A 23,275-nucleotide genomic window follows, 5' to 3' on the forward strand; every position below is an offset into this window, starting at 1 on the left:
TCCCGAGGAGAACCGCAATTACGAAATCGGCGTGCATTGGGACATCACGCCGGGGATGCAGCTGCGTACCGCCGTGTTCCGCACCGAGAAGACCAATCAGCGGATCGAGAACTCGATCACCGAGGTGCTCGAGCTCGCCGGCAAGCGGCGAGTGCAGGGCATCGAGGTCGAGCTCGCGGGCCACATCACCTCGAACTGGGAGATCCTGAGCGGGGTGGCCTTCAACCACGGCAAGATCGTGCGTGCCACCGTGAACGAGGGCAATACACCCTTGGGCGTACCCGACGCGCAGGGAAGCGTCTGGACGACGTATCGTCTGGGCGGCGGCTGGGAGATCGGCGGCGGGGTGGTCGCCAACTCCGGCTTCAATCTCACCGATTCCAACATCGGCGAGGCGCCTGGCTACGCCGTGTTCGATGCGACGGTGGCGTACGTGCAGCGCAAGTACGAGGTGCGCCTCAACCTCTACAACATCTTCGACAAGACCTACTACCTGGGCGGCTACAACAATTCGCCCAACCGCGTGCTGCCCGGCATGCCGCGAGCCGCCACGGTGTCGTTGCGCTATAACTTCTGAGCATGCTGCTGCACGTCCCCAACGTCCTCGGCGCCGAAGAGCTCGCGCATTTCCGCGCGCTGCTGGCGCAGGCGCGTTGGGTCGACGGCAACGTGACCTCCGGGCACCAGTCCTCGCAGGCCAAGTACAACGAGCAGTTGCCCGAGGACGGCGCCGAGGCGCGCGAGCTCGGCGAGCGGATCCTGCAGGCGCTTGCGCGCAGTCCGCTGTTTTTTTCGGCCGCGCTGCCGAAGCAGGTGTTCCCGCCGCTTTTCAACCGCTACGGGCCGGGCATGACGTTCGGCAACCACGTCGACGCGGCGATTCGCGCGCATCCGGTTCAGCCGGTGCGTATCCGCACCGACCTTTCGGCAACGCTGTTCCTGGTCGAGCCCGACAGCTACGACGGCGGCGAGCTGCTGGTCGAGGACACCTACGGCGTGCAGAGCGTGAAGCTGCCGGCGGGCGACATGGTGCTCTATCCGGCCGCGAGCCTGCATCGGGTTGCGCCGATCACGCGCGGGGCGCGCGTGGCGTCGTTTTTCTGGATCCAGAGCATGATCCGCGACGACGCGCAGCGCACGCTGCTGTTCGATCTCGACATGGCGATCGTCAAGATGACGCAGGCGGCACCGAACGAAGCGGCGCTTGTCTCGCTCACCGGCGTCTATCACAACCTGCTGCGCATGTGGGCCGAGCCGTAGCGCACCGAAAACCACACCACCCCGAGACCACACCACCCCGTCGACTGCGCCGACACCCCGCCTCGTGAGCAGTATTAGCCCCGCAGGCGGGCAGGCGCGGTTAAGAAACCTGGTTGGGTTTCTTGAGAGAGGCGGGGAAATGCGCTCCCCTCCTTGTCAAGGAGGGGCGGGACGCGACGATGTCGCGGACGGGGTGGTCAACCGACGGGTGGTCAACCGACGGGGTGGTCCGAGCACACGGCAACCCGCTGCTACTTCCTTTCCTCGCGCGGATCGGAGATGAAGCCGATGCGGGTGAGCCCGGCCTTCGAGGCAGCGCCCATGACCTCGGCGACCACCTGATACTGCGTGGTGCGATCGACGCTCAAGTGCAGCTCGGGCTGAGGCTCGCGCTTCGCCGCGTCGCCCAGCCGCACTTTCAGCTCAGCTTCCTCGATACGCTCGCCATTCCAGAAGGTATCTCCGGCCGCGTCGATTGCAAGCGCGACCACCTCCGGCTTCTTCACGATCGGGTCGGTCGATACTCGCGGCAGATCGATGCGCACGGCATGGGTGAGCAAGGGTGCCGTGACGATGAAGATCACCAGCAGCACCAGCATGACGTCGATCAGCGGGATCATGTTGATCTCCGCCATCGGCGCGCCCGACGCGCCCTTGTCCTTGATCGAAAGCGCCATGTCAGAGCGCTCCGCTCGCGGCCGGATGCGTCGCGCCGGCGCCGGGCCGCGCCGCTCCGGCGCTCGCCGGCGGCTCGCCGGTCGTGATGGTGCGGATGAGCCGGTTGGCGAGGCTCGTGATCCGCCCCATCGTGACGCGGTTGGCGCGCACCAGGCCGTTGTAGCCGAGCACGGCCGGAATCGCGACCGCAAGACCCAGCGCCGTCATGATGAGCGCTTCGCCCACGGGACCCGCGACCTTGTCGAGCGTGCCCTGGCCGGAAAGCCCGATGCTCACTAAGGCATGGTAGACACCCCACACCGTTCCGAGCAGCCCGATGTAGGGCGCGGAGCTGCCGACCGAGGCCAGCACGATGAGTCCGCCCTCGATCCGCGTTCCGGCGGCCGCGACCGCGTCGTCGAAGTCGCGCACCAGAAGCTCGGCCGGCGCCGGATCGTCGCTGCCGCGGCTTCGGCGCAGGGCTTCGTACTTGCGACCTGCGTCTACGCCAGCGGCTGCGAGCGCGGTGAGCGGGTCGGTGCTTGGATGCTGCTCGAGGTAATGCGCGAGCGCGGGCAGCGAGTCGATCCGTGCCAACGCGCGCGAGAACTTCTCGCCGCGCCACCAGTGGAGAAAGTGAATGAGCGCGCGGCTGATGATGAGATACCACGACAGCAGCGACATCGTCAGCAGCACGACGAGGATGCCGCGGCCGAGCGGGTCCGCGTGCGCGAGGAAGTGGGCGATGCCGAGGTCTTGCACCGGTTGCATGGTCTAGCCTTCCAGGGTAAAGAGGATGGGAATGAGGACCCACGCCGACACCGGCGTGTCGCCCTGCCGTGCGGGGATGAATTTCCAGCGCTGAACGGTTTTGAGCGCTGCGCCGTCGAGCCGCCGCGAGCCGCTGGAGGTGCGCAGCTCGACGCGTTCCGGCGTGCCCCCGGCGGTCACCAGCACGCGCAGGACCACGCGCCCCGTTTCGCCCAGCCGGCGCGATTGCGCGGGATAAGGCGGCGGCGGGTTTTTGAGGTAAGCGGCGTCGAATCTCGGTTCCACGATCGGCGGCGGTGCCGGCGCGGTAGCGGGCGCGGGCGCAGGTGGCGCCGGCGGTGTGGGCACTGCCACAGGTGCCGGCGGTGCGGGTGGAGGCGGTGCGACGACCGGGGCTTCCGGCACCGGTGGCGCTTCGGCGGCGGCAATCACGGGCGCAGGCTGCGGCCGCACCACTTTCGGTTTGGGTGGCTTGGGTACCGGTTTCCGTTTGGGCGGTGGGGGCGGCGCCACCGGGATGGGTTTCGGCGGCTCGATCCGGGGCGGTTCGATCCACTGCACCGCGATCGGCGGCGGCAACACTATTTCTGGCGCGGCGGCGGGCCGCAAAGTAAGCGCACCGATCAGCGCGCAGGCGTGCAGGACGACGGCTGCGGTTATGGCGATGCGGCGGCAGGACGCAGCGGTCAACGGCATGAGGTATTCCGGACGAATCGAAATCGGGCTCTCTGCCGCGGGCTGGCTAGCGATCGACTGGCTGGCTGGCGGACGCGAAGCGAACTGCACGAAGGCGCAGCGGCATCAGGTAAATAAATGATAACTGTTCGCATTTAAGTGAGCAATAAAGCGAAACGGCGGGGTCAGGTCTTGCATCTTGCGCCGACATGCAGGATTAGAAAACGAAACGAAGGGGTCAGGTCTTGCATCGTGGGCCGACATGCAGGATCAGAGATCTGACCACACGATCGTTGACATGCAAGATGCAAGATCGACCTCCAGGCCATTGAGGTCGGACCGATGCATGTCATCCAAGATTGCAAGACCTAAGCGCTGACGTCCAGTGGCGACCCTCGGACCCGAATCGGACCGGCCTATTGACACCCATCGTAAACGAGAGTTATTCTCATTCGCGTTAGTTGCGAGTCGTAACCCAAGCAGGCTCGCGGCAACCGATGGCGTTGCAATGCCATCGCCCTGAATCGCCAGCCAGCCAACAAGCCTTCGGGTTTGCGTAGCGAGCCGCCGCCGAACGAACAGGCCTCGCCGCGCAGCCGGAGGCCTTTCGTTTGCGGCGCCGACGGGCAGTGCGGCAGCCGAAGCGGAGACGAGTATGACGAGCGCGAACACCAATCTGCCCGAGCCCCACGTGCTCGTGGGCGCGGCGATGTTTCTCATGACCCAACACGCGCAGTCGCGCTGCCCCGGGATCTGCCATGCGATCGCGCAGCAGTTCGCATGGCTCGCACACCATCCGGCGCGCGACATCTCGGCCGAGCAGCGCAGGCTTTATCGCCGCCTCGCCGAACAGTGGGCCGAGATGGCGGCCAGCGCCGATCCGCGCAATCCGCGCCAGGAGACATGGGTGGCGGGCGCGGGAACGTACCTGCAATAGCGGACCGAGGTGCGGATCATGGTTCCGAACGAAAGCGACAGCACCGAGCGCGGTCATTGCACGCACTTCGTTCTTGCGCAAGGTGTCGTGGCGCAGGTCGAGTACTGCGCTTGCTGCGGGATCTTCCATGTCAACATCGATTCGCTGTCGATCCGCTTCCGGGCGACGGCACTGCGCGACCTGCGCGACACGTTGACCGAAGCCCTCGCAGCCTACGAGCGGGCGCAGCAGCTGGTAGAAGAGCGCACGACGCCCACGCAGCAGGACGGATTGCACTGAACGCGGGCACGGAGAGACGCGAATGCGGGAGGCATATCAGTCGGATGGCGATCCGGCCGCGCTGCGCGCAGCATGGCAGGCGCTACGGCGCGTGTATATTGTGGACAGCCTCGCTTCGTTCATTCGTTGCTGCCCGAGCCAGCCAGGAAGATCGCTTCCCAGGCAGCCACGATCCCTCGACTCGGCAGGAGAATCGTCATGGCGAACCGGATCACATCGCTGGCCGCGGCGATCGCGGCCGCTAGCCTCGTGCTTCAGGGCGTTGCATTCGCCGCCGGCGCGGCAGGGGAACGCTCCAGCCGACCGGTCCAAGTCGAATTCCGGCACCCCGAGCAATTCACCGATGCGGCAGAGCGCAACCCCGGCGACGATCGGGTGCGCGCGTTCCACCTCGACCGGCTTGCGCGCTATCTCGCCGAGCGCGCGGCGCCGCTCCTGCGCGCAGGGCAGCGACTCAGCATCGTCATCACCGACGTGGATCGCGCGGGTGCCTACGAGCCGTGGCGCCGCAAGCTGGGCGACGTGCGTATCGTCCGCAACGTCTACCCGGTGCGCATCGATCTCTCCTTCCGTCTCGAAGACGGCAACGGTGTCGTGCTGGAGCAAGGCGAGCGGAAGCTGCGCGATTCGTACTTCCTCGACCGCTGGCACAGCCCGAACGATCCGCTGCGCTACGAAAAGGCGCTCCTCGACGACTGGCTCGAGCGCGAGCTCGGCAACCGGCCGGCCTGATTCCCCGCCGGGAAGCCGAAGCCGATCACTCGGCCGGCCGCTCGTACCAAATCCGGCCGTCCTTCACCGTCACATGGGCAAGCAGGCGGCGCTTCGCCGTGATGGTATTGCCGTCGGTGTCGCGCAGCTCGAAACTGCCGTCGCGCAGCCCGAACACCGCGACGTCGGCGTTCGCACCGGGCTTGAGCGTGCCGACGGTGCCCTCGTAGCCCATGATCCGCGCTGGCGCCGCGGTGGCCCGGCGCACGATCTCTTCCAGTGGCATGCCGAAGTGCAGCAGCTTGGTCATGGTCGTGGGCAGGTCCCAGACCGGGCCTTGGGTGGCCGAAGTCAGCGTCAAGTCGGTGGAGATGGTATCGGGCAGGAAGCCCTGCTCCAGCGCCTTCTCGATCATGCGGAAATTGAAATGATTGCGGCCGTGGGCGCAATCGAACACGATGCCCGCGCGCTGCGCCTCGACCACCTCCTTCAGCACGAACTGCTTTTCCTGGCCCATGATGCCGTGGTTGCGGCCGTGATAGCAGTGGGTGACGATGTCGCCCGGCTGCATGTGCGCGATCAGCTCCGGCAACGGCACCGGCGAATCGGTGATGTGCATCATCATCGGCACGCCGCCCGCCATATCCGCCGTCCTGCGCGCGAGCTTCACCGGCTCGGCCGAGTATTCCCATACCAGGTCGGGCCCGAAGCGCAGCTTCACGCCGATCGCGAGATCCGGATTCTCGCTGATCGTACGCGCGCAGCCTTCCGGGTCGGCATAGGGGAAGTGCGACAACTCGCCGCCGCGCGAGGTGCCGGTGATGCCGATGGCCGACAGGTTGACGAAGGCCCGGATGCGCGTGCGCACGTGGTTGTCCAGAACGCTGCGCAGCGCGGCAAAATTGGCCGAGCCGGTGCTGCCCGCATCGCACAGGGTGGTCACGCCGCTAGCGCGACAGTATCGATCGGTGTGGATGCCCATATCATGGCCGTTGACGAGCACGTGGGCGTGCATGTCCACCAGCCCCGGCGTCACCAGCCGGCCCTTGACGCTCAGCGTGCGGCGCGCCTGGTCGGTGGGCAGGGACGCCGCGACCGCCGCAATCTTGCCGCCCGCGATGCCGACGTCCATCACCCCGCGCAGCCCGGCCCCGGGATCGAGCACTTCGCCCCCGGTCAGCAACAGGTCGTATTGCATCGTTCCAACCCTTCCTTGCCCGCGCTGCGGCCGAACGCGCTCTTGATCGCGCTTGATCAGGTGCCCATGAAGTCGCGCTTGCCGAGCTCTACGCCGTTGTGCCGCAGAATGTCGTACGCAGTGGTGGCGTGGAAGTAGAAGTTCGGCATCGAGCGGTTGAGCAGCAGCTCCAACGCGCTCATGTTGACCTCGCGGTCGCGCATCTTGATCGTCACGCTCTTGCCTTCGGCACCGTCGAGCTGGCCGGCCGCGACGCCCTCGACGAATGCAATGCTCTTCTCCACGCGCGCGATCAGCTCTCCCAGGCTCTTCTCGTTGTCCTCGAATTTCGGCGCTTCGATGCCGGCCATCAATGCGGTGCAAGTGCGCGCATGGTCGGTGGCGGCCTGCACCTGCCGGGCCAAGCTGAACATGTCGGGATAGAAGCGATAGGCGAGCAGCGTGGACTCGTCGTATTTCTTCTCCGTGTACAGCGCCTGCGCTTTCTTCAGGCAGTTGGCCACCCCCTTCAGGTGACGAACGAACACGGGCGCCGAGATCTGATGCAATCCGATTGCCATGGCTTTTCCTCCTGGAAGGTTGCTTCGATCGCGCGGCTATGTTACTCGCTCGTTTCGCATTGGGATACGGCAATGGCAATCGCCGTCGCCCGGCGATGCGATAGGGAGCGAACGCGCAGCATGGATTACATCGACCTGTACTGCGAGCGCATCGGGCCCGGCCTGTGGGCCGAACCGGTAAACGCGCTCACCAACGCCGCGTTTTTTCTCGCAGTCTGGTTGTTGTGGCGAAGCGCGCGGCGTGCCGAGCTGCTGTCGGCTCCGATCGCGCTGCTCCTTACGCTCGTTCTGGCGATCGGGATCGGCAGCGCGCTCTTCCACACCTTCGCCACCACCTGGGCGCGCGTGCTCGACGAGCTGCCGATCCTGCTCTTTCAACTGCTGTTCGTGTGGGTCTATGCGCGGCGCGTCATGGGACTACGCCCGCTTGCGGCCGGCACCATCCTGATCGCCTTTTTCGCCGCCGCACTTTACGGGCGCCAGTTCCCGCATCTGCTGAACGGCTCGCTCGTCTATGCCGCGGCGGTACTCTTGGTGTGCGTGCTCGGCACCTACCACTATGCAACGCACAAGCCCGCTCGCGCGCACCTTGTCCTGGCAGCCGGCGTATTGGCAGCCGCGGTCGGCCTGCGCACGCTCGACGCCTCGGTATGCGACCGGTTCGCCCTCGGCACGCACTTCCTGTGGCACGTGCTGGTCGCAACGGTGATTTATCTGTGCGTGAGCGCCTTGCTCGCCGTGCTGAACGAGCGTTCGGTTCCTGCGGCCTGATCAGCGGCGGCTGTCGGCGAAGACTCGCTCCACGCGGTAAAGCACATCCTGCAGCGTCGTATACGCCAGCGCCAGACCGATGCCGATACCGATGAAATTGCGCACCATGTCGGCAGGATCGAACTGGCGGTAGCCGGTCATGCCCTGAATGTATTCGAGCGCGACGCCCATCGCGCCGAAGCCCGCGGCGAAAGCCCAGCGGCGGCGTGTGCCGCGATGGATCTGCGCAAACCAGATCATGAGCCAGAAGTACGCGACGATGTGCCCCACGTCGAACACGTCCGGCAAGTCGACGGGTCGCGGCGGCGCGGCGAGCGAAAGATAGATCACGAGCAGCACGAAGCCGATGCCGAGCGCGCTCCACAGCCGCACGTAGCGCAGGGGCCGGACTTCGCCAGCCGTTGCAGAAGAACAGGTATCGATCGGCCGTCGCTCCCAGCCTTCGGGCCGCGTCGCGCCGCGCCCGCCTCAGCCGGGATCGCGCGCGAGCCGTACGCCGCTGAATTGCCAGCGCGCATCCGGGGGGAAGAAATTACGGTACGTCGATCGGATATGCCGTTCGGGTGTGACGCAGGAGCCGCCGCGCAGCACGTACTGGTTGCACATGAACTTGCCGTTGTATTCGCCGACCGCGCCCGGCGCGGACCGGTAGCCGGGATAGGGCGCGTAGCTGCTTTGCGTCCACTCCCACACGTCGCCGTAGAGCTGCGAGAAGCCTGCTTGCGGATCGGTGCGCGGCGCCAGCGGATGCAGCGCGCCGCTGTCGCAGAAATTGCCTTCGACCGGCAGGTGGGCCGCCGCCACCTCCCATTCGAACTCGGTCGGCAGCCGCGCGCCCGCCCAGCGCGCATACGCATCGGCCTCGAAATAGCTCAGGTGGCACACCGGCGTGCTCGGCTCGATCGGGACCAAACCGTGCAGCGTGTAGTCGAACCAGCGGCCGTCGCGACACTCCCAATAAAGCGGCGCGCGCCAGTCGTTGGCCTGCACCGCATCCCAGCCCATCGACAGCCACAGCTCCGGACGGCGGTAACCGTCGTCCTCGATGAAAGCGAGATATTCGCCGTAGGTCACCGGGTGCGACGCGAGCGAGAAATCCCGCAGCAGCACCGCATGCCGCGGTCCTTCGTTGTCGAATGCGAAGCCGTTGCCGTCGTGGCCGACCTCGCAGGTACCACCTGCAATCGACGTCCAGGCGCGCTTGCGCGCGTGGACCGGCGTGAGCGGCCAGCGTTCGCGATACGCCGGCGCGAGCGGATTGCGCGCCAGCAGGTGTTTCACGTCGGTGAGGATCAGCTCCTGATGCTGCTCCTCGTGGTTGATGCCGAGCGTGACCAGGTCGATGAAAGCCTGTTGCATGCCGGTTCGCGTGGCGAGCAGCTCGCCCATGCGCTGATCCACGTGCGCGCGATAAGCAAGCACTTCGTCCAGCGCGGGCCGGGTCAGCATGCCGCGCTGCGGGCGCGGGTACTTGTCGCCGACCGTGTTGTAGTAGGAGTTGAACAGCACGCGAAATGCGCCCTGGAACGGCTTGAAGCCGCGGTAGTAGCGTTCGAGCAGGAACGTTTCGAAAAACCACGTGGTGTGCGCGAGATGCCATTTCACCGGGCTCGCATCCGGCATCGACTGCACCACGCAGTCCTCCGCCGACAGCGGCTGCGCAAGCGCTTCGGATCCCTGGCGTGCGGCTGCGTATAGCTCGGCGAGCGATTGCGCGCGGATGCGGGGTTGGCGGGCTGTGCGGGTGCGTGCCATCGGGAGTCCTTTCGCGTTCATAAGGCGCTATCGATTGCGCTTGCCGCCTGCTCGGGCAACGGCCTGGGGGTGCCGGTCCGCCCGATTATTACCCAAAACTTCGTGCCCGGTCACTGCGACGAAGTACGCCGGTGCTCGGCTCGGTCGACGCATGCTTGCTTGCGCGCAATGTTTGCGCGTGCGATGCAGCGAACTCGCAAGCCAATCGCCCAAGGCTGCAAGGCACGTGCCCGATCGGTGCAGGGGGTCGCATGACTTCGCGCTGCGCTCGCACGGCCGCGAATGCGGGCTTAGAATGCATACAAGCCAACCTGCGCCGAAATGCCAATGACAGCCGTACACGATCTCGGCGGGCAACCCGCCGGACCTATCGACCGTGCCGAGCACGAGCCGACCCTGTTCGACCAGCGCATCGATGCGATGATTCGCCTGCTTACCCACCCGAGCCGCGCCGTGTTCACGGTCGATGCCATGCGCCGTTCGATCGAAAGCCATTCGTCCCAGGAGTACTTCGGGCTCACCTACTACGAGAAGTGGCTGCATGCGATCCGGCGGCTCACCCTCGAGCAGGGCGTGATCAGCGAAGCGGAGCTCGCGCGCAAGCTCGACCAATTGCGCCACCGTTCCCCGGCTGGCAAGCCGTGAACGAACGCTTCGCCCCAGGCGCGCGTGTGCGGGTGCGCTCGGCCCAGCCGCCCGGCCATTGCCGCACGCCCGCCTATTTGCGCGGCAAGCGCGGCACCGTGGTGTGCCTGCACGGGAGCTTTCGCGATCCCGAGAAGCTCGCGTATCACAAGCCGGGTTTGCCGCGCCAAGCACTCTACATGGTGCGCTTCGACTATCTCGAGCTGTGGCCCGAGCGCAGATCCGCGGGCTCGGCCGCGATGTGCGCGGACCTCTACCAGCACTGGCTCGAGCCCGACGCCTGATCGATTCACGGAGAGCATCCATGGCGCATGCACACGCGCACGATCACGATCACGACCAAGCCGATCCGCACGCCCCGATCGAACAGCATGCGGACTACCGGCCGGAATCGTTGCTGCTGGAGCAGGCGTTGCGCGAGCTCCTGATCGAGAACAACGTCTTCACCGCCGCCGACATCCAGCGCCAGATCGAGGATACCGAGTCGCACAATCCCGGCCTGGGCGCGAAGGTCGTGGCGCATGCCTGGGTGAATCCCGACTTCAAGGCGCGGCTGCTGGCCGATCCTAAGCCCGCGCTGACAGCGTTCGGAGTCGACGTGTCGAACTCGCCCGAGCTCAAGGTGGTCGAGAACACAGAAGGCGTGCATCACATGATCGTCTGCACCCTGTGTTCCTGCTACCCCAAGATGCTGCTGGGGATTCCGCCGGCCTGGTACAAGAGCCGCGAGTACCGCTCGCGTGCGGTGATCGAGCCGCGCGCGGTGCTCGAGGAGTTCGGCTGCGAAGTGCCGGACGATGTCGAAGTGCGCGTGGTCGACAGCACGGCCGACCTGCGTTATTTCGTGTTGCCGAAGCGTCCGGCCGCAACCGAGGGGTTCAGCGAAGCGCGCCTGGCGGAGCTCGTCAACCGCGATTCGATGATCGGCGTTTCGTTCGCGCGCGAGCTCTGATAGCGGCGCGGTCGGTCTGCGATCGCGCTGAGCGCGCCCAGCGGCATTGGCCGTTGCGCGCGCGGCTATAATCGATCGCTATCGGCAAGGGACACCGGCATGTACGGCTGGCGTGGCAGGATCGGATTGCTCGTGCCCTCCATCAATACGACGATGGAGACCGAGTTCTGGCGCATCGCACCCGAAGGCGTGTCGGTGCACTCGGCGCGCATATCGGGCGGACGCCACGGCACGCCGGAGGAGCTGCGCGGCATGGAGTCCGCCAGCAAGAATGCCGCACGCGACGTGGCGATGGTCGAACCCGACGTGGTCGTGTACGGCTGCACCAGCGGCAGCTTTTTCGAAGGCCCGGCGTGGAACGAGAAGATCTGCGCGCAGCTCACCGAGATCACGCATGCCCCGACCGTGACGACCGCGGGCGCGATGGCCGAGTGCCTGCGCGCCGGCGGGCACAGGAAAGTCGCGGTCGTCACACCTTATGTCGAGCTCACCAACGAGCGGCTGAAGGAGTTCCTGCGCGCATTCGATATTCGCGTGACGCACCTCGGCACCTTCGATATGCTGGACATGTTCGATCACGCCAAGATCCTGCCGGAAGAAATCTATCGCAAGGTGAAGGCGTCGGACAGCGACGAGGCCGAAGCGCTATTCGTCGCCTGCACCCAGCTGCGAGCGCTGGAAGTGCTCGACAGGCTCGAGCGCGATCTCGGCAAGCCCGTGTACTCCGCGATCCAGGCCACCGCGTGGCAAGCCTACGCCGTCATGGGCGTGGATCCGCAGATCGCCGACTGCGGCAGCCTGCTGCGCAAGCTGTCCGAGCCGGGCGCATTGAAGCGCGCGGGGTCGGCGCAGGGGCAGCGCATGCGAGAGTCCGCCTGAGCGGCTGCGACTCGCCTGCCGGGGAACGAGCAACGCCATGATCTTCATGAGCCAGAGCGGGCTCACCGATCCCGCGCGCGAATCCGATTGGGATGCCTGGTACCTCGAGCACCTGCGCGTCATGGTCTCGGTTGAGGGGGTGGCGTCGGCACAGCGTTTCAAGACCGCGTCACCCGGCCATCCGCCTTCGACCGCGATGTACAGCATGCAATCGGGCGCCGTGTTCCAGGACCCGTATTACCTGAGCGTTCGCGGGCTGGGTGAATTCCTGCCGCTCATCGATCGTCGTTACTACCGGCGCAATCTCTTCGCCGGCCTCGATCTGGCGCCGGCGGTCGCACCCGGCCAGGTCATGCTGATCTGGGACGCTGCCGAGCCACGTGCAGAGCCGGGCGTCGACTTCAGGTGGCTCGAAGCGGTCGCGGTGGACAAGTCGACGCCGTATCGCGGCATCGCGGTGATCCCGGCCGAGCGCGCCGCTGCATGGTCGGACCGTGGCGATATCGCATGCTACGTTCCGGTCACGCGCCTATTCCACAAGGATACGTAGCGCCAACTGCGGGAAGGTATCCCTCACTCCCATCCCCTCTCCGGAAGGCGCCCCAAGGGAGGGGGCACGCCGTGCTGAAAGCGGTTGTCCGCCACTTTCCGGATTGTTGACAAAGGGAGGTCGATTCGAATGGTTCGCTGTTGGAAATGCACGATCGTGGCGCTCGCGGCTGCGGCGCTGAACGGATTTTTTTCGGGGCAGGTGCTGGCGGCGTACCCCGCCAAGCCGATCCGCTTCGTCGTGCCGTGGCCGCCCGGAGGCGGCGCGGACATCATGTCGCGGCTCATCAACCAGCCGCTCGGCGAAGCGCTCGGCCAGCAGGTGATCATCGACAATCGCGGCGGGGCGGCCGGCAACATCGGCGCAGAGCTCGCGGCCAAGTCCCCGCCCGACGGCCACGCCATCGTGTTCGCCTACTCCGGCACGCATTCGATCAATCCGCACATCTATCGCAAGATGCCGTTCAAGCAGAGCGATCTCGCGCCGGTGATTCAGCTCGCCGCGGTGCCGCAGGTGGTCGTGGTGCATCCCTCGCTGCCGGTGAAGAGTCTCCGCGATCTGATCGCGGTGGTGAAGGCGCGGCCCGGACAGCTCACCTATGCCTCCAGCGGCAACGGCGCGATCAATCACCTCGCCGGGGAGCTCTTCAAGATGCGAACCGGGACCGACATCGTGCACGTGCCCTACAAGGGCGCCGCGCCTTCGATCATCGGCCTGCTGTCCGGAGAGGTGCATCTGCTGTTTGCTTCCATTCCCTCGGCGCTGTCGCAGATTCGCAGCGGGCGTGTTCGAACGCTCGCTGTTTCCACGGCCCAGCGCAATCCCACCCTGCCCGACGTCCCGACGTTGAGCGAGGCCGGTGTTCCCGGCTACGACGCCGCCTCGTGGTACGGGCTGTTCGCTCCCGCGGAAGTCCCGAAACCGGGTGCTCGACCGGCTCGGACAGGAGCTCGTGCGCGTCATGGCCGAGAGTGACGTGCGCGCGAAGTTCGAGACCGACGGCTTCCGGCCGGTCGGCAGCACGCCCGAAGAATTCGCGCGCTTCGTTCCCGCCGAGATCGGAAAGTGGGCAAAAACGATCAAGGCCGCCGGCATCCGGGCGCAGTAGCGGCTTCGCCGAGCGCTACCGGCGAACCAGGGCAGCCTGGGCATCGAGAAGGCGAATGCGCACGAGCCGAGAGTCGAGACTTAGCTCAACGCGAACGTCCGACGGGCGCGTGGCGCGTTTTCTCAGCGAGCTGCGCGACCAGTTCGGTGACCTGGCGAGGATGGAAAGGCTTGGCGAGGTGCGGGATGCCGCTGCGCTTGAGGAAGCCTGCGACGTTGGGCGAAAGCGTGTCGCCGGTGATGAATGCCAGACGCGTGACGAGCTCCGGGTGTTGCTCGCAGAGCATCTCGTAGAACATGGCGCCGTCCATGCCGGGCATGCGCATATCGCTCAATACGAAATGGTAGTCGACTTCCGCCACGCACCGCAGCGCGGACTCCCCGGAGGCGGCGATATCCACCTCGTGACCTGCAAGCTCCAGGATTTCACACAGCAGACTGGCTATCTCGCTCTCGTCGTCGACCACCAACACCCGATAGCTCGGGACTGAGCTCGCGTCGCTTTCCGCACTCGCAGCGACGCGCTGGGCATGGCGACCCGCTGGAAGTTGAACCAAAAACAGCGCTCCGCCTTGCGCCGACGCGTGAGCGCTGATGCGCCCGCCGTGCGCGGCCACGATGTCGCGGCAGATGGCCAGCCCCAAGCCGGTGCCGCCATCCACCGCCTTGGTGGTGAAGAAGCGCTCGAATATGCGCTCGCGCAGCTCCGGTGCGATACCGGGTCCGGAGTCGGCCACCGAGATCTCCACCGTGTCCTGGGTGTCGTTCAAGCGGGTGCTGATCACGAGTTGCCTCGGCGCGGCACTGTCCTGCATCGCCGTGGCTGCATTGAGCACCAGGTTGAGGACGACCTGGCTCAACTGATGCGGATCGCCCTTCACCGTGACATCCGGATGCGCGTGCTCGATGATCAGGGAAACATCGTGCTCGCGCAGAACGTGCGTGCTCAGGTCGAGCGCGGACTCGACGACCTGAGTGAGGGCGAAGTGCTCGGTCTTGCGCGGCCCGTATCGCGATTGATCGAGAAATGCGCTGACGATTGCCGCGCAACGCTCGGCCGCACGCAAGATCGCGTTCAGCCTCGCCTGCGGTCTTTCGGCACTAAGCTCGTCCTCGAGCAGCTTCGCTTGCGATACCACCACCGACAGTGGATTGCGCAGCTCATGCGAGATGCCGGCTGCCAAGGTGCCGAGCACGCTCAGCCGTTCGCTTCGATGGAGCGTCTGGCGCTGGCGCTCGAGCTCCGCTTGCGCGCGCTGCCGCTCGCTCAGCTCGCGCACGCACGCACGCGGTGAACAGGCGCCGCTCGCGCAAGGCAATCTCGACGAGCGAAATCTCGATCGGGATGATCGTGCCGTCGGCGCACGCTCCGAGCGTTTCGAAGCGCTGGCCCGATCGCTCGAACAGGGCGCGCGAGCGCAGCCCCGAGGCATCGGCTGCCACCGCATGATTCTTATCGCTCGTATGCAGCAGCTCGCCGACGGATCGTCCCAGCGCCTGCGCCCGGGTATAGCCGAATATCTGTTCCGCCGCCGGATTGAATTCGACAATGCGCCCGTCCTCCTCGGCAGTGATGAAGCACTCGAGGGAATGCTCGACGATTGCCGAGCGCAACTGCTCGCTCTCCTGAAGCTGATTCTGCATGCGCTTGAGCGGCGTGATGTCCAGACTGAAGGTGAGCACGTGCGTGACCGTGCCTTGCTGGTCGAGGATCGGAACCTTGGTCGACCACAACACCAGGCTGCCGCCGTGCTGGTCGGGATATGTGACCTCGTAGAACGGCAGCGCCTTTCCGCTCCCAAATACCTCGCGATTGCGCTCATCGGGCCCGGGGCCGAAAAACCCGCCGAACGCCTCCGCCGACGTTCGCCCGATCACTTGGTCGGCCGTGGCCCCCCACCGCTGCAGGTAGTTGCGATTCACGATGCAATAGCGCAACGCCCGGTCCTTGACGTGCAAGGTGCCTGGCAACAGATCGAGCAACGCCTGCAGGATCGGATCGGACCGTCCAGACGCAACGGTGAGCTTTCTGGCGTGAATGCGGCCGTGGTCGAATTGGGCGTCATGGGATCAGTCTAGTGGAGTTCGCCGCTACGTGCGGATCTCGGGATACTCGCTGCGGTTTGCGCCTGCCCGGCGCTCGGCTTCGCGCGCGAGCGTAATCATAGCCGCGCCATCGGCGTCGGACGTCGCCAATCCCAGACACCAAAGTCCTTTGCCGCTTGATCCAGCGCACATGATAGTGACAAAACGATCGCGCCCGGGTAGACGCCGGCGGCGAGCCGCGTCAGACTACGGCTTGCTTCACACTGGTCTTTGTTGCTGACGCCCAGTCCATGGTGCAACGCCGGTTTTCGGAACACTCCGACCCGGTTTTGGACAACGTGGTCATGCCCGCAAAGTGCGGCGCAATTCAGACGTTCTTCATGCTTTGGTGCCGGAGAACCGGTCGATAGGATGCAACGGTCGTCGCCCCGTCAGAGAGGTCCAATCCCCTTGTCAACGAACCCGCCTGCACTGAGCGCTTGCCAAAAAATCGAGTTCCTGCAGCAAATTCGGCAGCACCTGATGCTATCGCCCGAGGAGTACCGGCTCCTGGTCGTTCACATATTGCGGCAACACCGCAACGACCAGAGCGAACACGCGCACGAATCAGTGCGGCAGGCTGCCTGACGAGATCGCCGAGAGCGAAACGCCAGGCGACGCGGCCCGCGCCGTGTCGTGCCAGTGCGAACCGCCGCTCGCGTGAGCCGCACGAAGCGGGTTACGAGGCCGCTCGAGCGCATGCGTACGGCGACGACGCAGGCAATCCGCTTTTCGACGAGTACGACGACCCGGTTCCCACAATCGCCGAAACCTCGTTGAATATTTGGTCGACGTGCTCGCCCGCTCAAGATTCGTGCGCCTTCTTTCGCACCGGGTCAGCGGTGCCGGAGGCTGACACGTACGCCATGATGCTTGCGGGCTTCGGCTTATTGGGCATCATCGCGGCACGGCGCCGGTGCAGGCGAGCTTCGGCGGGGTAGGGAAGATCGATCCCGCATTGCCGCCGGCAAGCTGAGCACCACCGCTTCGCACGACTCGCCTGAGTCACGCGGCGCCGGCTCCTGCGCGGGAGCGTGCCGCATGAGGTGATGCGCGCCGCAGTGCGTGCAGACCGCGCGGTCTGTAGTGGCGGGCGCTTGCACGAGGAAAGTCTGGCAGCAGACCGGGCATTCGAGCAACGCGGCGGTGGGGTTGAGCGAAGCGCACATGATGTGTTCCCGAGACCGATAGCCGATTTAACGCCCGCCCTGGGGCTGCGGCCTATCGGTCGATCCCGACAAATGCTGTCCGGGATTTCCCTAGCGCCGAACGTAAGGGCAGGAAGGGTCTGCAACATCCCTCGAATGGGCGTAGCATTCGCTCGCAGGCCAAGCTGCCGGAGGAGGAGCGCATGCACGCATCGCTGGAACACTTGCACATCGAAGTGGACCTGTGCGGAGCCGGGTGGGACAAGATCGTGGGCAGCAGCCCGCCATTCGAAGTGGTGGCTCAGGACATCATCTTCGGCGAAGGACCGGTGTGGGATGCCGGCGCTGGTGTGCTGTACTTCACGGACATCATCGGCGACACCATCTGGAAGTGGACGCCCGGCGTGGGCCAGGAAGTCGTCCTGCGCCCGAGCGTAAAAGCGAACGGCCTGTGCCTGGATCTCGAGCGCCGGCTGCTGGTCGCCGGCTGGGGCGGGCGCACGGTGTTCCGGCGCAACCACGACGGCGCCTGGACCACGCTCGCCGAGCGCTGGAAGGGCATGAAGCTGAACAGCCCCAACGACATCGTCGTCAAATCGGACGGCTCGATCTGGTTCACCGATCCACCCGGCGGCCTGTTCAACGTGGGCATGGTCGGCGCCGACATCCAGCGCTATCTCGAAACCCAGCCGGTGTTTCGCATCTCGCCCGACGGCAATACCTTGCGCGCCGTATGCGAAGACAACGTCTATCCCAACGGGCTTTGCTTCTCGCCCGACGAGAAAATTCTCTACGTCAATTGCAGCCGCGAACGGGTGATCCGTGCCTATGACGTCAACGCCGACGGCACGCTGCGTGGCTCGCGCATCTTCCATCGCTATGGCGGTCCCGAGCGTGGCGTCCCCGACGGCATGAAGTGCGACGTCGCGGGTAACGTCTGGTGCACCGCCCCGGGCGGGATCTGGGTGCACGACCCGGCCGGCAAGCCCATCGTACGCATCAAGACGCCGGGCCATCATCCGACCAACATCGCCTTCGGCGATGCCGACTGGAAGACGTTGTACGTCACGCTGATCGGCTCGGTGATCCGCATGCCGGTCGAGATCGCCGGCGTACCGTCGCGCTAAGCGAGGCCGTCAATAAGGAGATCACCATGGCATGGAGCTTCGAACGCATCGCCGGCCCGTTCAACGGGCGCACCGGCGGTGTTGCCTGGGACGGCACGAGCCTCCTGGTGAGCGCGGTCGCCGAGGAGCGTGTGGTGCGACTCGATCCCGAGACGCGCAAGGTCGAGGATTTTCGCCGCTGGACCGGGCGCGTGAACGGCATCGCGATCGCCCAGGATGGATCGGTGTACGGCGCGCAGGAAGGCGGCCGGCGTGTGGTTCGATTCATGGCGGATGGATCGACCGCGCCGGTGACCGAGTATCTGGACGGCCGCCGCCACAACCAGCCCACCGACGTGGCGGTGGACAGCCGCGGGCGGGTCTGGATCGCCGATGCGTACAACAGCCAGGCGCCTTACGGCCCGCCGACGGCGCCCTTCCTCGAGCACGCCTCGGTATTGCGCAACGACCCGGTGGGGCCGGGGCTGTACCGGCTCACGCGCGTCACGCACGACACGTTCGGTCCGCGCGCGCTGCTGCTCTCGGCCGACGAGAGAACGTTGTACGTGGCCGACGGCGACATCGAGCGGGGCGACGTCTGCCAGTTGTTGGCCTACGAGCTATCGATCGAGGGCAGCGTCGGCCCGGGGAAGAGTCTCATCACCTTCACTGCGGTCGACCGCGGCATCGAGGGGATGTGCCTCGATGCCGAGGGCAACATCGTCGCGTGCGCGGGATGGAAGCGCGGCGGCGCCGGCGCGATGCTGTACGTCATCACGCCGCAGGGCACGATCGTCGAGTCGCACCCCGCACCCGCCGATCTGCCCATGCGCTGCGCTTTCGGCGACTCGGACCTGGGCAGTCTCTACCTCACCGCCGGCGACGGCGGCGTCTATCGCGCACGCAATATCGGCCGGCACGGCCTGAAGCGCTGACGCTGACCGCGATCGAGTTTCCGTAGATGCCTGACGCGCGCGATTCCCTTGCTTGCCGCGCACGCAGTGGCATGCCCGCATGTCGAAGGGTTTTACACAATCCAGGGTATTTTTCACGGCCGTTTCGCAACCTATTGTTATGTCGAGTAGTATACGGCTGGCATAGCGGGTGCTAGCGGTTTGACCGAATGTGCGAAACGATTCGCCGGTCAGCTCGCTTTTGGCCGGCTCGCCCGCCGCATGCCGCTATGCCGGTTGTCGAGGAGAGAACAAGAAATGCCCCTCGCAGTGGAGACTCGTCCGCCTGTTCCTGCCGTCCTCTATGCTCGTCAATCCACCGCCGGCCATCGGCATTCGCTTCTTCGCAGCTTCATATCGCCAGCTGCGGCGAGTCGTTATTCGAACGATTCGGAGAAGGAGGAGCGCCACCGATCCTGCTTGCAGGTGGCCGCAATGCGCTACCCATCGCGCAGCAAGCTCATCGCGCGCAGCAAGGCCATCGCGCTGGCGTTCGGCGCACTGTCTGCACTCTCTTCGGACGGATTCGCCGCAAGCTTCCTGTGGACGACGGGCGACTTCCCCCCCAGCGTGACCACACCGAGCTCGCTTCCCGCGGGCGATACCTTGGTGATCGATACCGGTGACAACAAGCGCTTCTTCGGCGGCTCGTTCGTCAATTCAGGGCACGTTCGGTGGCTGGGCGGCAGCATACACGGCGCGAACGGCGCGACCGTGTCGAACATGGGCCTGTGGGAAGCGCACGGCGACAACAGCCTCACCGGCGCTGGCCTGCCCATTTTTACCAACACGGGCATCCTGCGTAAAAGCGGCGGTAACGGCACGACGGGCACGACGACGATCGGCAACTGGGCGTTTGCCAATAACGCGGGAACCCTCGATTCGCAGGTCGGCACCCTCGTATTCAACGGCGGCACGACCACGTTCAACGCCGGCTCGAAGTTCCAGGGCGCCGGTAGCGTGAGCGTCACGGCCGATGCGGCGTTCAACGGCAATCTCTTCTCGGACAACCTGGTGTTGTCGGCGGGCGTTTTCACCGGCGCCAACGCCAAGCTGGCGGGCGGTGCCACCAAGGCCGCCGGTCAGCTCGCATGGGCCGCCGGCGATTTCGCAGGTAGCTGGGAGATCGGCGCGGGAAGCACACTAGAGGCTTACGGCGCGGGCGCGAAACGCCAGGCCGGCGGTTCCATCCTCAATCTGGGAACAGTGTTCTGGAACGCCGCGACGGGATTCCAGGGCGGCAACAACGCAGCCTTCGCCAATCGCGGCCTGTTCGAGGCGCAAGTCGATACGCGCATCGCCACCTTCAACACGGCGAGCCGCAATACGTTCGTCAACCACGCGTCCGGCATCGTGCGGGCCGCGGATGGCGTCACGCTGACGGTCGATGGCGCTGCCCTGGTGAGCGAAGGTGGCGAGTTCAATGCGGGGTCAGGGGCGAGCATCGTCTACGTGGGCGGCTTCGCGCGCTTCAACGACGGCACGCGATTCACCGGGCCGGGAACCCATGTGTTCAACAACGACGCCCGCTTCGTCGGCGCGGTCCAGACCGGGAACGTGGCGGGGAACGTGGCGTTCTCGGGCGGAACGCAGTCCGGCGGCGATGGCGTGAGCGCGGGATCGAAGGCGATACTGCAAGGCCGGCTCACCTGGACCGGAGGTATTCTCCGGGGCGCGTGGGAAATCCAGGCCGGAAGCGTGCTCGCCGTCGTCGGAGCGGGGACCAAGCAGCATTTGGACGGGTCGATCGTCAACGACGGCAGCGTGTTCTGGAATTCGGAGGCGGCATTGCAGGGCGGGAACGGCGCCGCGTTCGTGAACAACGGGCTGTTCGAGGCCGATACGAGCTCGAGCCTCACCTTCCAGGGCAGCGGCAACCGCAATTCGTTCACCAACGCGGCGAGCGGCATCGTGCGCGCAGCCAACGGCGCGACGCTGACGTTCAGCGGCGTTGCGCTCACGTCCAACGGCGGCGAGTTCGAAGCCGGCGCGGCAAGCGCGATCGTGTACGCGAGCGGCTTCGCACAATTCAACGATGGGACCCGGTTCACGGGCGCGGGCACGCATACGGTCAGCAACGACGCCCGCTTCGTCGGCGCCTTTCGCTCGGCCAACCTGGTCTTCGCTCCCGGTGGCGTTCGCTTCGGCGGCGACGCAACCACCGGATCGAAGGCGATCGCACAAGGCACGCTCGAATGGCGTGGCGGGGAATTGCAGGGCGATTGGGAGGTCGCTTCGGGCAGCACATTGGCGGCCACAGGCACAGGCGCCAAGACCCAGCGCGGCGGCAGCGTGCTCAACAAGGGCACCGTAGCCTGGAAGTCGGATGCGTCGTTGCAGACGGCAAATGGCGCACGCTTCACCAACGACGGCGTCTTCGACGTTTCCACCGATGCCGACCTGGCGCATGCGACCGGCATGCCGGGCGCGTTCGTGAACAACGGCCGCTTCGTAAAATCGGGCGGCAGCGGCGAGACCTCGCTCGCTGGCGTGACCTTCAGCAACACCGGCGCGATCGACGTGCGCAGCGGCACCATCGTATTGCCGAACAATTTTCAGAACACCGGCGTGCTGACCGGCACGGGCACCTTCGCGCTCGCTGGCATGCTGAACAACGACGGCCATATCGCGCCGGGTGCGTCTCCCGGGACGCTGACGATCGACGGCCATTTTGCGCAAAACGACGACGGCGTTCTGGACATCGAGGTGAATTCGGCGAGCCTGTACGACCGGCTGGTGGTGAAGGGCATCGTGATGTTGGACGGCACGCTGGCGCTGCATTGTTTTGCCGATTGCCGGATGGCGGTCGGCGAGACGATCAACATCATCGAGGCCAGCGGACCGCTGAGCGGAACGTTCGATGCCCTGACCCTGACCGGCTTCGGTGCCGGCAAATTCGCGCCAATGTATGACAACGGTTTCGTGCTGCTGCGGGTTACCGAGGCGCTCGCGCCGGTGCCCGAACCCGAAACCTATGCCCTGATGCTCGCGGGCGTCGGCCTGGTCGCCTGGACGGTCAGACGCAAGCGCCGTCGCATGCTGCGCGCAGGCTGAGCAGAAACGCGAGCGGACAAGAGCTCGCATCGCGGTCTTTCAGCGAAAACGTCCCGAGGCAGCGACGAAGCGCGCGTAGGTTTCCGGATCCACGAACCGGCTGCGCTTGCTGCCCAGTGCGAAGCCGAGCGCGTCCAGCGTACGCTCCACCGTCCCGCGAGCAAGACCGCGGGTGATGAAGACCAGGCGCGAGCGCCGTTCCTGATCCGGCCAGCGCGGCAGGAACACCGGCTCGTGCACGATTCTTTGCACCGCGTGCACGGCGACCGGCTCGCCTTCGACATTGAGCACGCCTTTCATGCGCAGCAGCTGCGCGCCCTTGAGCCCGGCCAGCTTGTCGAGCCATAGCACCAGGCCGGCGCGGGTTACCGGTGCGTCGTGCCAGAGCGTGAATGTGCGCAGGGCATCCGATTGCGCCAGGTGCTCGCTGCGATCATTGCCGGCTGCGCGCGCCACCTGATCGGCCCGTGCGAGCCAGTCGAACGCCCCTTCGGCCTCGGGTTGCCAGGCCGGGCCCAGCGCGGTCGCCGCGTCGGTCTCGGTCGTGACCACGCGCAGGATGGGCGCGCCGGGATTGAGCGCCCGCAGCCGGGCTTCGAGCCGGTCGAGTCCCTCGGGTGCTGCCAGGTCGGGCTTGCTCACGAGCAGCCGGTCGGCGATCGCGACCTGCTTGACGGGCTCGGCGAACTCTTCCAACTGCCCGGCTGCGTTGACGCCGTCGACCATCGTGATGACGCCGTGCGGGCGGTAGCGTTCGGCCATGTGGGCGTCCTCGCACAGCGTCTCCATCAGCGGCACCGGATCGGCCAACCCGGTCGTCTCGACCAGCACCCGGTCGAATGCCGAGCCCCCGGCATATCCGCGCGCCAGCGTACGCAACGCGCCGGCGAGATCGCCGCGCGCGCTGCAGCAGATGCAGCCGTTGTCCAACACCACCAGGTGTTCGAGGGGCGAGGCGACCAGCAGATGATCGATCGCCATCTCGCCGAATTCGTTGATCACCACCGCCGCGCGCGCGAACGCCGGCGTACCGATCAGGCGGTTGAGCAGCGTCGTCTTGCCGCTGCCCAGGAAGCCGGTGAAGAGGGTGACCGGTATGCGCGCCTCGCTCATGGTCCGGCCATGCTATCAATGGGCCAGCGCGCCGCCAAGCGACCCACGCCATCTTGGCGCTTCCACCACGCCACTTCGTTGGCCGCTCTGGCTTCTCTTCCTCGTAGGT

At 65.9% G+C, this 23,275-nt stretch carries 26 protein-coding genes and 1 pseudogene; 17 read left to right on the forward strand and 10 right to left on the reverse strand.

All coding sequences use genetic code 11. The features are described from left to right. Positions 1-577: TonB-dependent receptor (locus GEV05_18510; protein MPZ45345.1), on the forward strand; the 577-nt coding region annotated here is incomplete at its 5' end. Between the two features lie 2 nt (positions 578-579). Beyond that, positions 580-1,260 carry a Fe2+-dependent dioxygenase gene (locus GEV05_18515; GenBank protein MPZ45346.1) on the forward strand — a complete coding sequence of 227 codons (681 nt, stop codon included), beginning with the start codon at positions 580-582 and terminating at the stop codon, positions 1,258-1,260. Positions 1,261-1,511: 251 nt separating this feature from the next. Here GEV05_18515 and GEV05_18520 read toward each other — a convergent pair whose 3' ends face one another. From GEV05_18520 to GEV05_18530, 3 genes are read right to left on the reverse strand one after another with little or no spacing between them, the layout of a single operon-like run. Then, a complete protein-coding gene (locus GEV05_18520; protein ID MPZ45347.1) occupies positions 1,512-1,937 on the reverse strand; it encodes a biopolymer transporter ExbD in 426 nt (141 codons plus the stop codon). Position 1,938: 1 nt separating this feature from the next. Beyond that, entirely contained in the window at positions 1,939-2,688 is a 750-nt protein-coding gene (locus GEV05_18525; GenBank protein ID MPZ45348.1) for a MotA/TolQ/ExbB proton channel family protein, read from the reverse strand. A gap of 3 nt (positions 2,689-2,691) precedes the next feature. After that, positions 2,692-3,384: a TonB family protein gene (locus tag GEV05_18530; GenBank protein MPZ45349.1), complete on the reverse strand. Its 693-nt coding sequence runs from the start codon at positions 3,382-3,384 to the stop codon at positions 2,692-2,694. Between the two features lie 634 nt (positions 3,385-4,018). On the opposite strand from GEV05_18530, the gene GEV05_18535 reads away from it, so the two are divergent. From GEV05_18535 to GEV05_18545, 3 genes are all read left to right on the forward strand, one after another. Continuing rightward, on the forward strand, positions 4,019-4,300 hold the full coding sequence (locus tag GEV05_18535; protein MPZ45350.1) for a hypothetical protein: 282 nt from the start codon (positions 4,019-4,021) through the stop codon (positions 4,298-4,300). Positions 4,301-4,318: 18 nt separating this feature from the next. Continuing rightward, positions 4,319-4,579, forward strand: coding sequence for a hypothetical protein (locus GEV05_18540; GenBank protein ID MPZ45351.1), 261 nt, complete (start codon positions 4,319-4,321; stop codon positions 4,577-4,579). 198 nt (positions 4,580-4,777) lie between these two features. After that, a complete protein-coding gene (locus GEV05_18545) occupies positions 4,778-5,311 on the forward strand; it encodes a DUF3016 domain-containing protein (GenBank protein ID MPZ45352.1) in 534 nt (177 codons plus the stop codon). Between the two features lie 25 nt (positions 5,312-5,336). Here GEV05_18545 and GEV05_18550 read toward each other — a convergent pair whose 3' ends face one another. Beyond that, entirely contained in the window at positions 5,337-6,488 is a 1,152-nt protein-coding gene (locus tag GEV05_18550; protein MPZ45353.1) for an amidohydrolase family protein, read from the reverse strand. A gap of 56 nt (positions 6,489-6,544) precedes the next feature. After that, a complete protein-coding gene (locus GEV05_18555) occupies positions 6,545-7,048 on the reverse strand; it encodes a DUF1993 family protein (GenBank protein MPZ45354.1) in 504 nt (167 codons plus the stop codon). Positions 7,049-7,168: 120 nt separating this feature from the next. On the opposite strand from GEV05_18555, the gene GEV05_18560 reads away from it, so the two are divergent. After that, the gene (locus tag GEV05_18560; GenBank protein MPZ45355.1) at positions 7,169-7,819 is read left to right on the forward strand and encodes a hypothetical protein; all 651 of its coding nucleotides are present in this window, start codon (positions 7,169-7,171) and stop codon (positions 7,817-7,819) included. Here GEV05_18560 and GEV05_18565 read toward each other — a convergent pair whose 3' ends face one another. Together GEV05_18565 and egtB are read right to left on the reverse strand one after the other, a co-directional pair. Beyond that, complete coding sequence (locus GEV05_18565; protein MPZ45356.1) at positions 7,820-8,191, reverse strand: hypothetical protein; 372 nt, start codon at positions 8,189-8,191, stop codon at positions 7,820-7,822. 96 nt (positions 8,192-8,287) lie between these two features. Further along, entirely contained in the window at positions 8,288-9,574 is a 1,287-nt protein-coding gene (egtB, locus tag GEV05_18570; GenBank protein ID MPZ45357.1) for an ergothioneine biosynthesis protein EgtB, read from the reverse strand. A 321-nt stretch (positions 9,575-9,895) separates the two neighbouring features. On the opposite strand from egtB, the gene GEV05_18575 reads away from it, so the two are divergent. The 7 genes from GEV05_18575 to GEV05_18605 all read left to right on the forward strand — a co-directional run bounded on the left by GEV05_18575 (position 9,896) and on the right by GEV05_18605 (position 13,708). Then, positions 9,896-10,219, forward strand: a complete 324-nt coding sequence (locus GEV05_18575; GenBank protein ID MPZ45358.1) for a nitrile hydratase subunit beta — start codon at positions 9,896-9,898, stop codon at positions 10,217-10,219. Continuing rightward, on the forward strand, positions 10,216-10,503 hold the full coding sequence (locus GEV05_18580; GenBank protein MPZ45359.1) for a nitrile hydratase subunit beta: 288 nt from the start codon (positions 10,216-10,218) through the stop codon (positions 10,501-10,503). The genes GEV05_18575 and GEV05_18580 overlap by 4 nt, the downstream gene beginning before the upstream one ends. 20 nt (positions 10,504-10,523) lie before the next feature. Then, positions 10,524-11,171, forward strand: coding sequence for a nitrile hydratase subunit alpha (locus GEV05_18585; protein ID MPZ45360.1), 648 nt, complete (start codon positions 10,524-10,526; stop codon positions 11,169-11,171). Positions 11,172-11,270: 99 nt separating this feature from the next. After that, positions 11,271-12,050, forward strand: a complete 780-nt coding sequence (locus tag GEV05_18590) for a maleate cis-trans isomerase (protein ID MPZ45361.1) — start codon at positions 11,271-11,273, stop codon at positions 12,048-12,050. Between the two features lie 37 nt (positions 12,051-12,087). Further along, a complete protein-coding gene (locus tag GEV05_18595) occupies positions 12,088-12,600 on the forward strand; it encodes a hypothetical protein (protein ID MPZ45362.1) in 513 nt (170 codons plus the stop codon). A 129-nt stretch (positions 12,601-12,729) separates the two neighbouring features. Beyond that, positions 12,730-13,575: a tripartite tricarboxylate transporter substrate binding protein gene (locus tag GEV05_18600; protein MPZ45363.1), complete on the forward strand. Its 846-nt coding sequence runs from the start codon at positions 12,730-12,732 to the stop codon at positions 13,573-13,575. Further along, positions 13,460-13,708: a hypothetical protein gene (locus GEV05_18605; GenBank protein MPZ45364.1), complete on the forward strand. Its 249-nt coding sequence runs from the start codon at positions 13,460-13,462 to the stop codon at positions 13,706-13,708. Before GEV05_18600 ends, GEV05_18605 begins: the two co-directional genes overlap by 116 nt. A gap of 85 nt (positions 13,709-13,793) precedes the next feature. Here the strand turns inward: GEV05_18605 and GEV05_18610 are convergent, their stop codons facing one another. Together GEV05_18610 and GEV05_18615 are read right to left on the reverse strand one after the other, a co-directional pair. Continuing rightward, on the reverse strand, positions 13,794-15,026 hold the full coding sequence (locus GEV05_18610; protein MPZ45365.1) for a response regulator: 1,233 nt from the start codon (positions 15,024-15,026) through the stop codon (positions 13,794-13,796). After that, the gene (locus GEV05_18615) at positions 14,869-15,690 is read right to left on the reverse strand and encodes a PAS domain S-box protein (protein MPZ45366.1); all 822 of its coding nucleotides are present in this window, start codon (positions 15,688-15,690) and stop codon (positions 14,869-14,871) included. The genes GEV05_18610 and GEV05_18615 overlap by 158 nt, the downstream gene beginning before the upstream one ends. A 932-nt stretch (positions 15,691-16,622) precedes the next feature. Here GEV05_18615 and GEV05_18620 point away from each other — a divergent pair. The 4 genes and pseudogenes from GEV05_18620 to GEV05_18635 all read left to right on the forward strand — a co-directional run bounded on the left by GEV05_18620 (position 16,623) and on the right by GEV05_18635 (position 22,053). After that, positions 16,623-16,733 (forward strand): annotated as a pseudogene (locus GEV05_18620) (PEP-CTERM sorting domain-containing protein). Positions 16,734-17,143: 410 nt separating this feature from the next. Beyond that, positions 17,144-18,067 carry an SMP-30/gluconolactonase/LRE family protein gene (locus GEV05_18625; GenBank protein MPZ45367.1) on the forward strand — a complete coding sequence of 308 codons (924 nt, stop codon included), beginning with the start codon at positions 17,144-17,146 and terminating at the stop codon, positions 18,065-18,067. Positions 18,068-18,093: 26 nt separating this feature from the next. After that, entirely contained in the window at positions 18,094-18,981 is an 888-nt protein-coding gene (locus tag GEV05_18630) for a hypothetical protein (protein MPZ45368.1), read from the forward strand. Positions 18,982-19,161: 180 nt separating this feature from the next. Next, entirely contained in the window at positions 19,162-22,053 is a 2,892-nt protein-coding gene (locus GEV05_18635; protein MPZ45369.1) for a PEP-CTERM sorting domain-containing protein, read from the forward strand. Between the two features lie 39 nt (positions 22,054-22,092). Here GEV05_18635 and GEV05_18640 read toward each other — a convergent pair whose 3' ends face one another. Continuing rightward, positions 22,093-23,166: a GTP-binding protein gene (locus tag GEV05_18640; protein MPZ45370.1), complete on the reverse strand. Its 1,074-nt coding sequence runs from the start codon at positions 23,164-23,166 to the stop codon at positions 22,093-22,095. Positions 23,167-23,275: the final 109 nt, after the last annotated feature.

Source organism: Betaproteobacteria bacterium, assembly GCA_009377585.1.
Taxonomy (GTDB): domain Bacteria; phylum Pseudomonadota; class Gammaproteobacteria; order Burkholderiales; family WYBJ01; genus WYBJ01.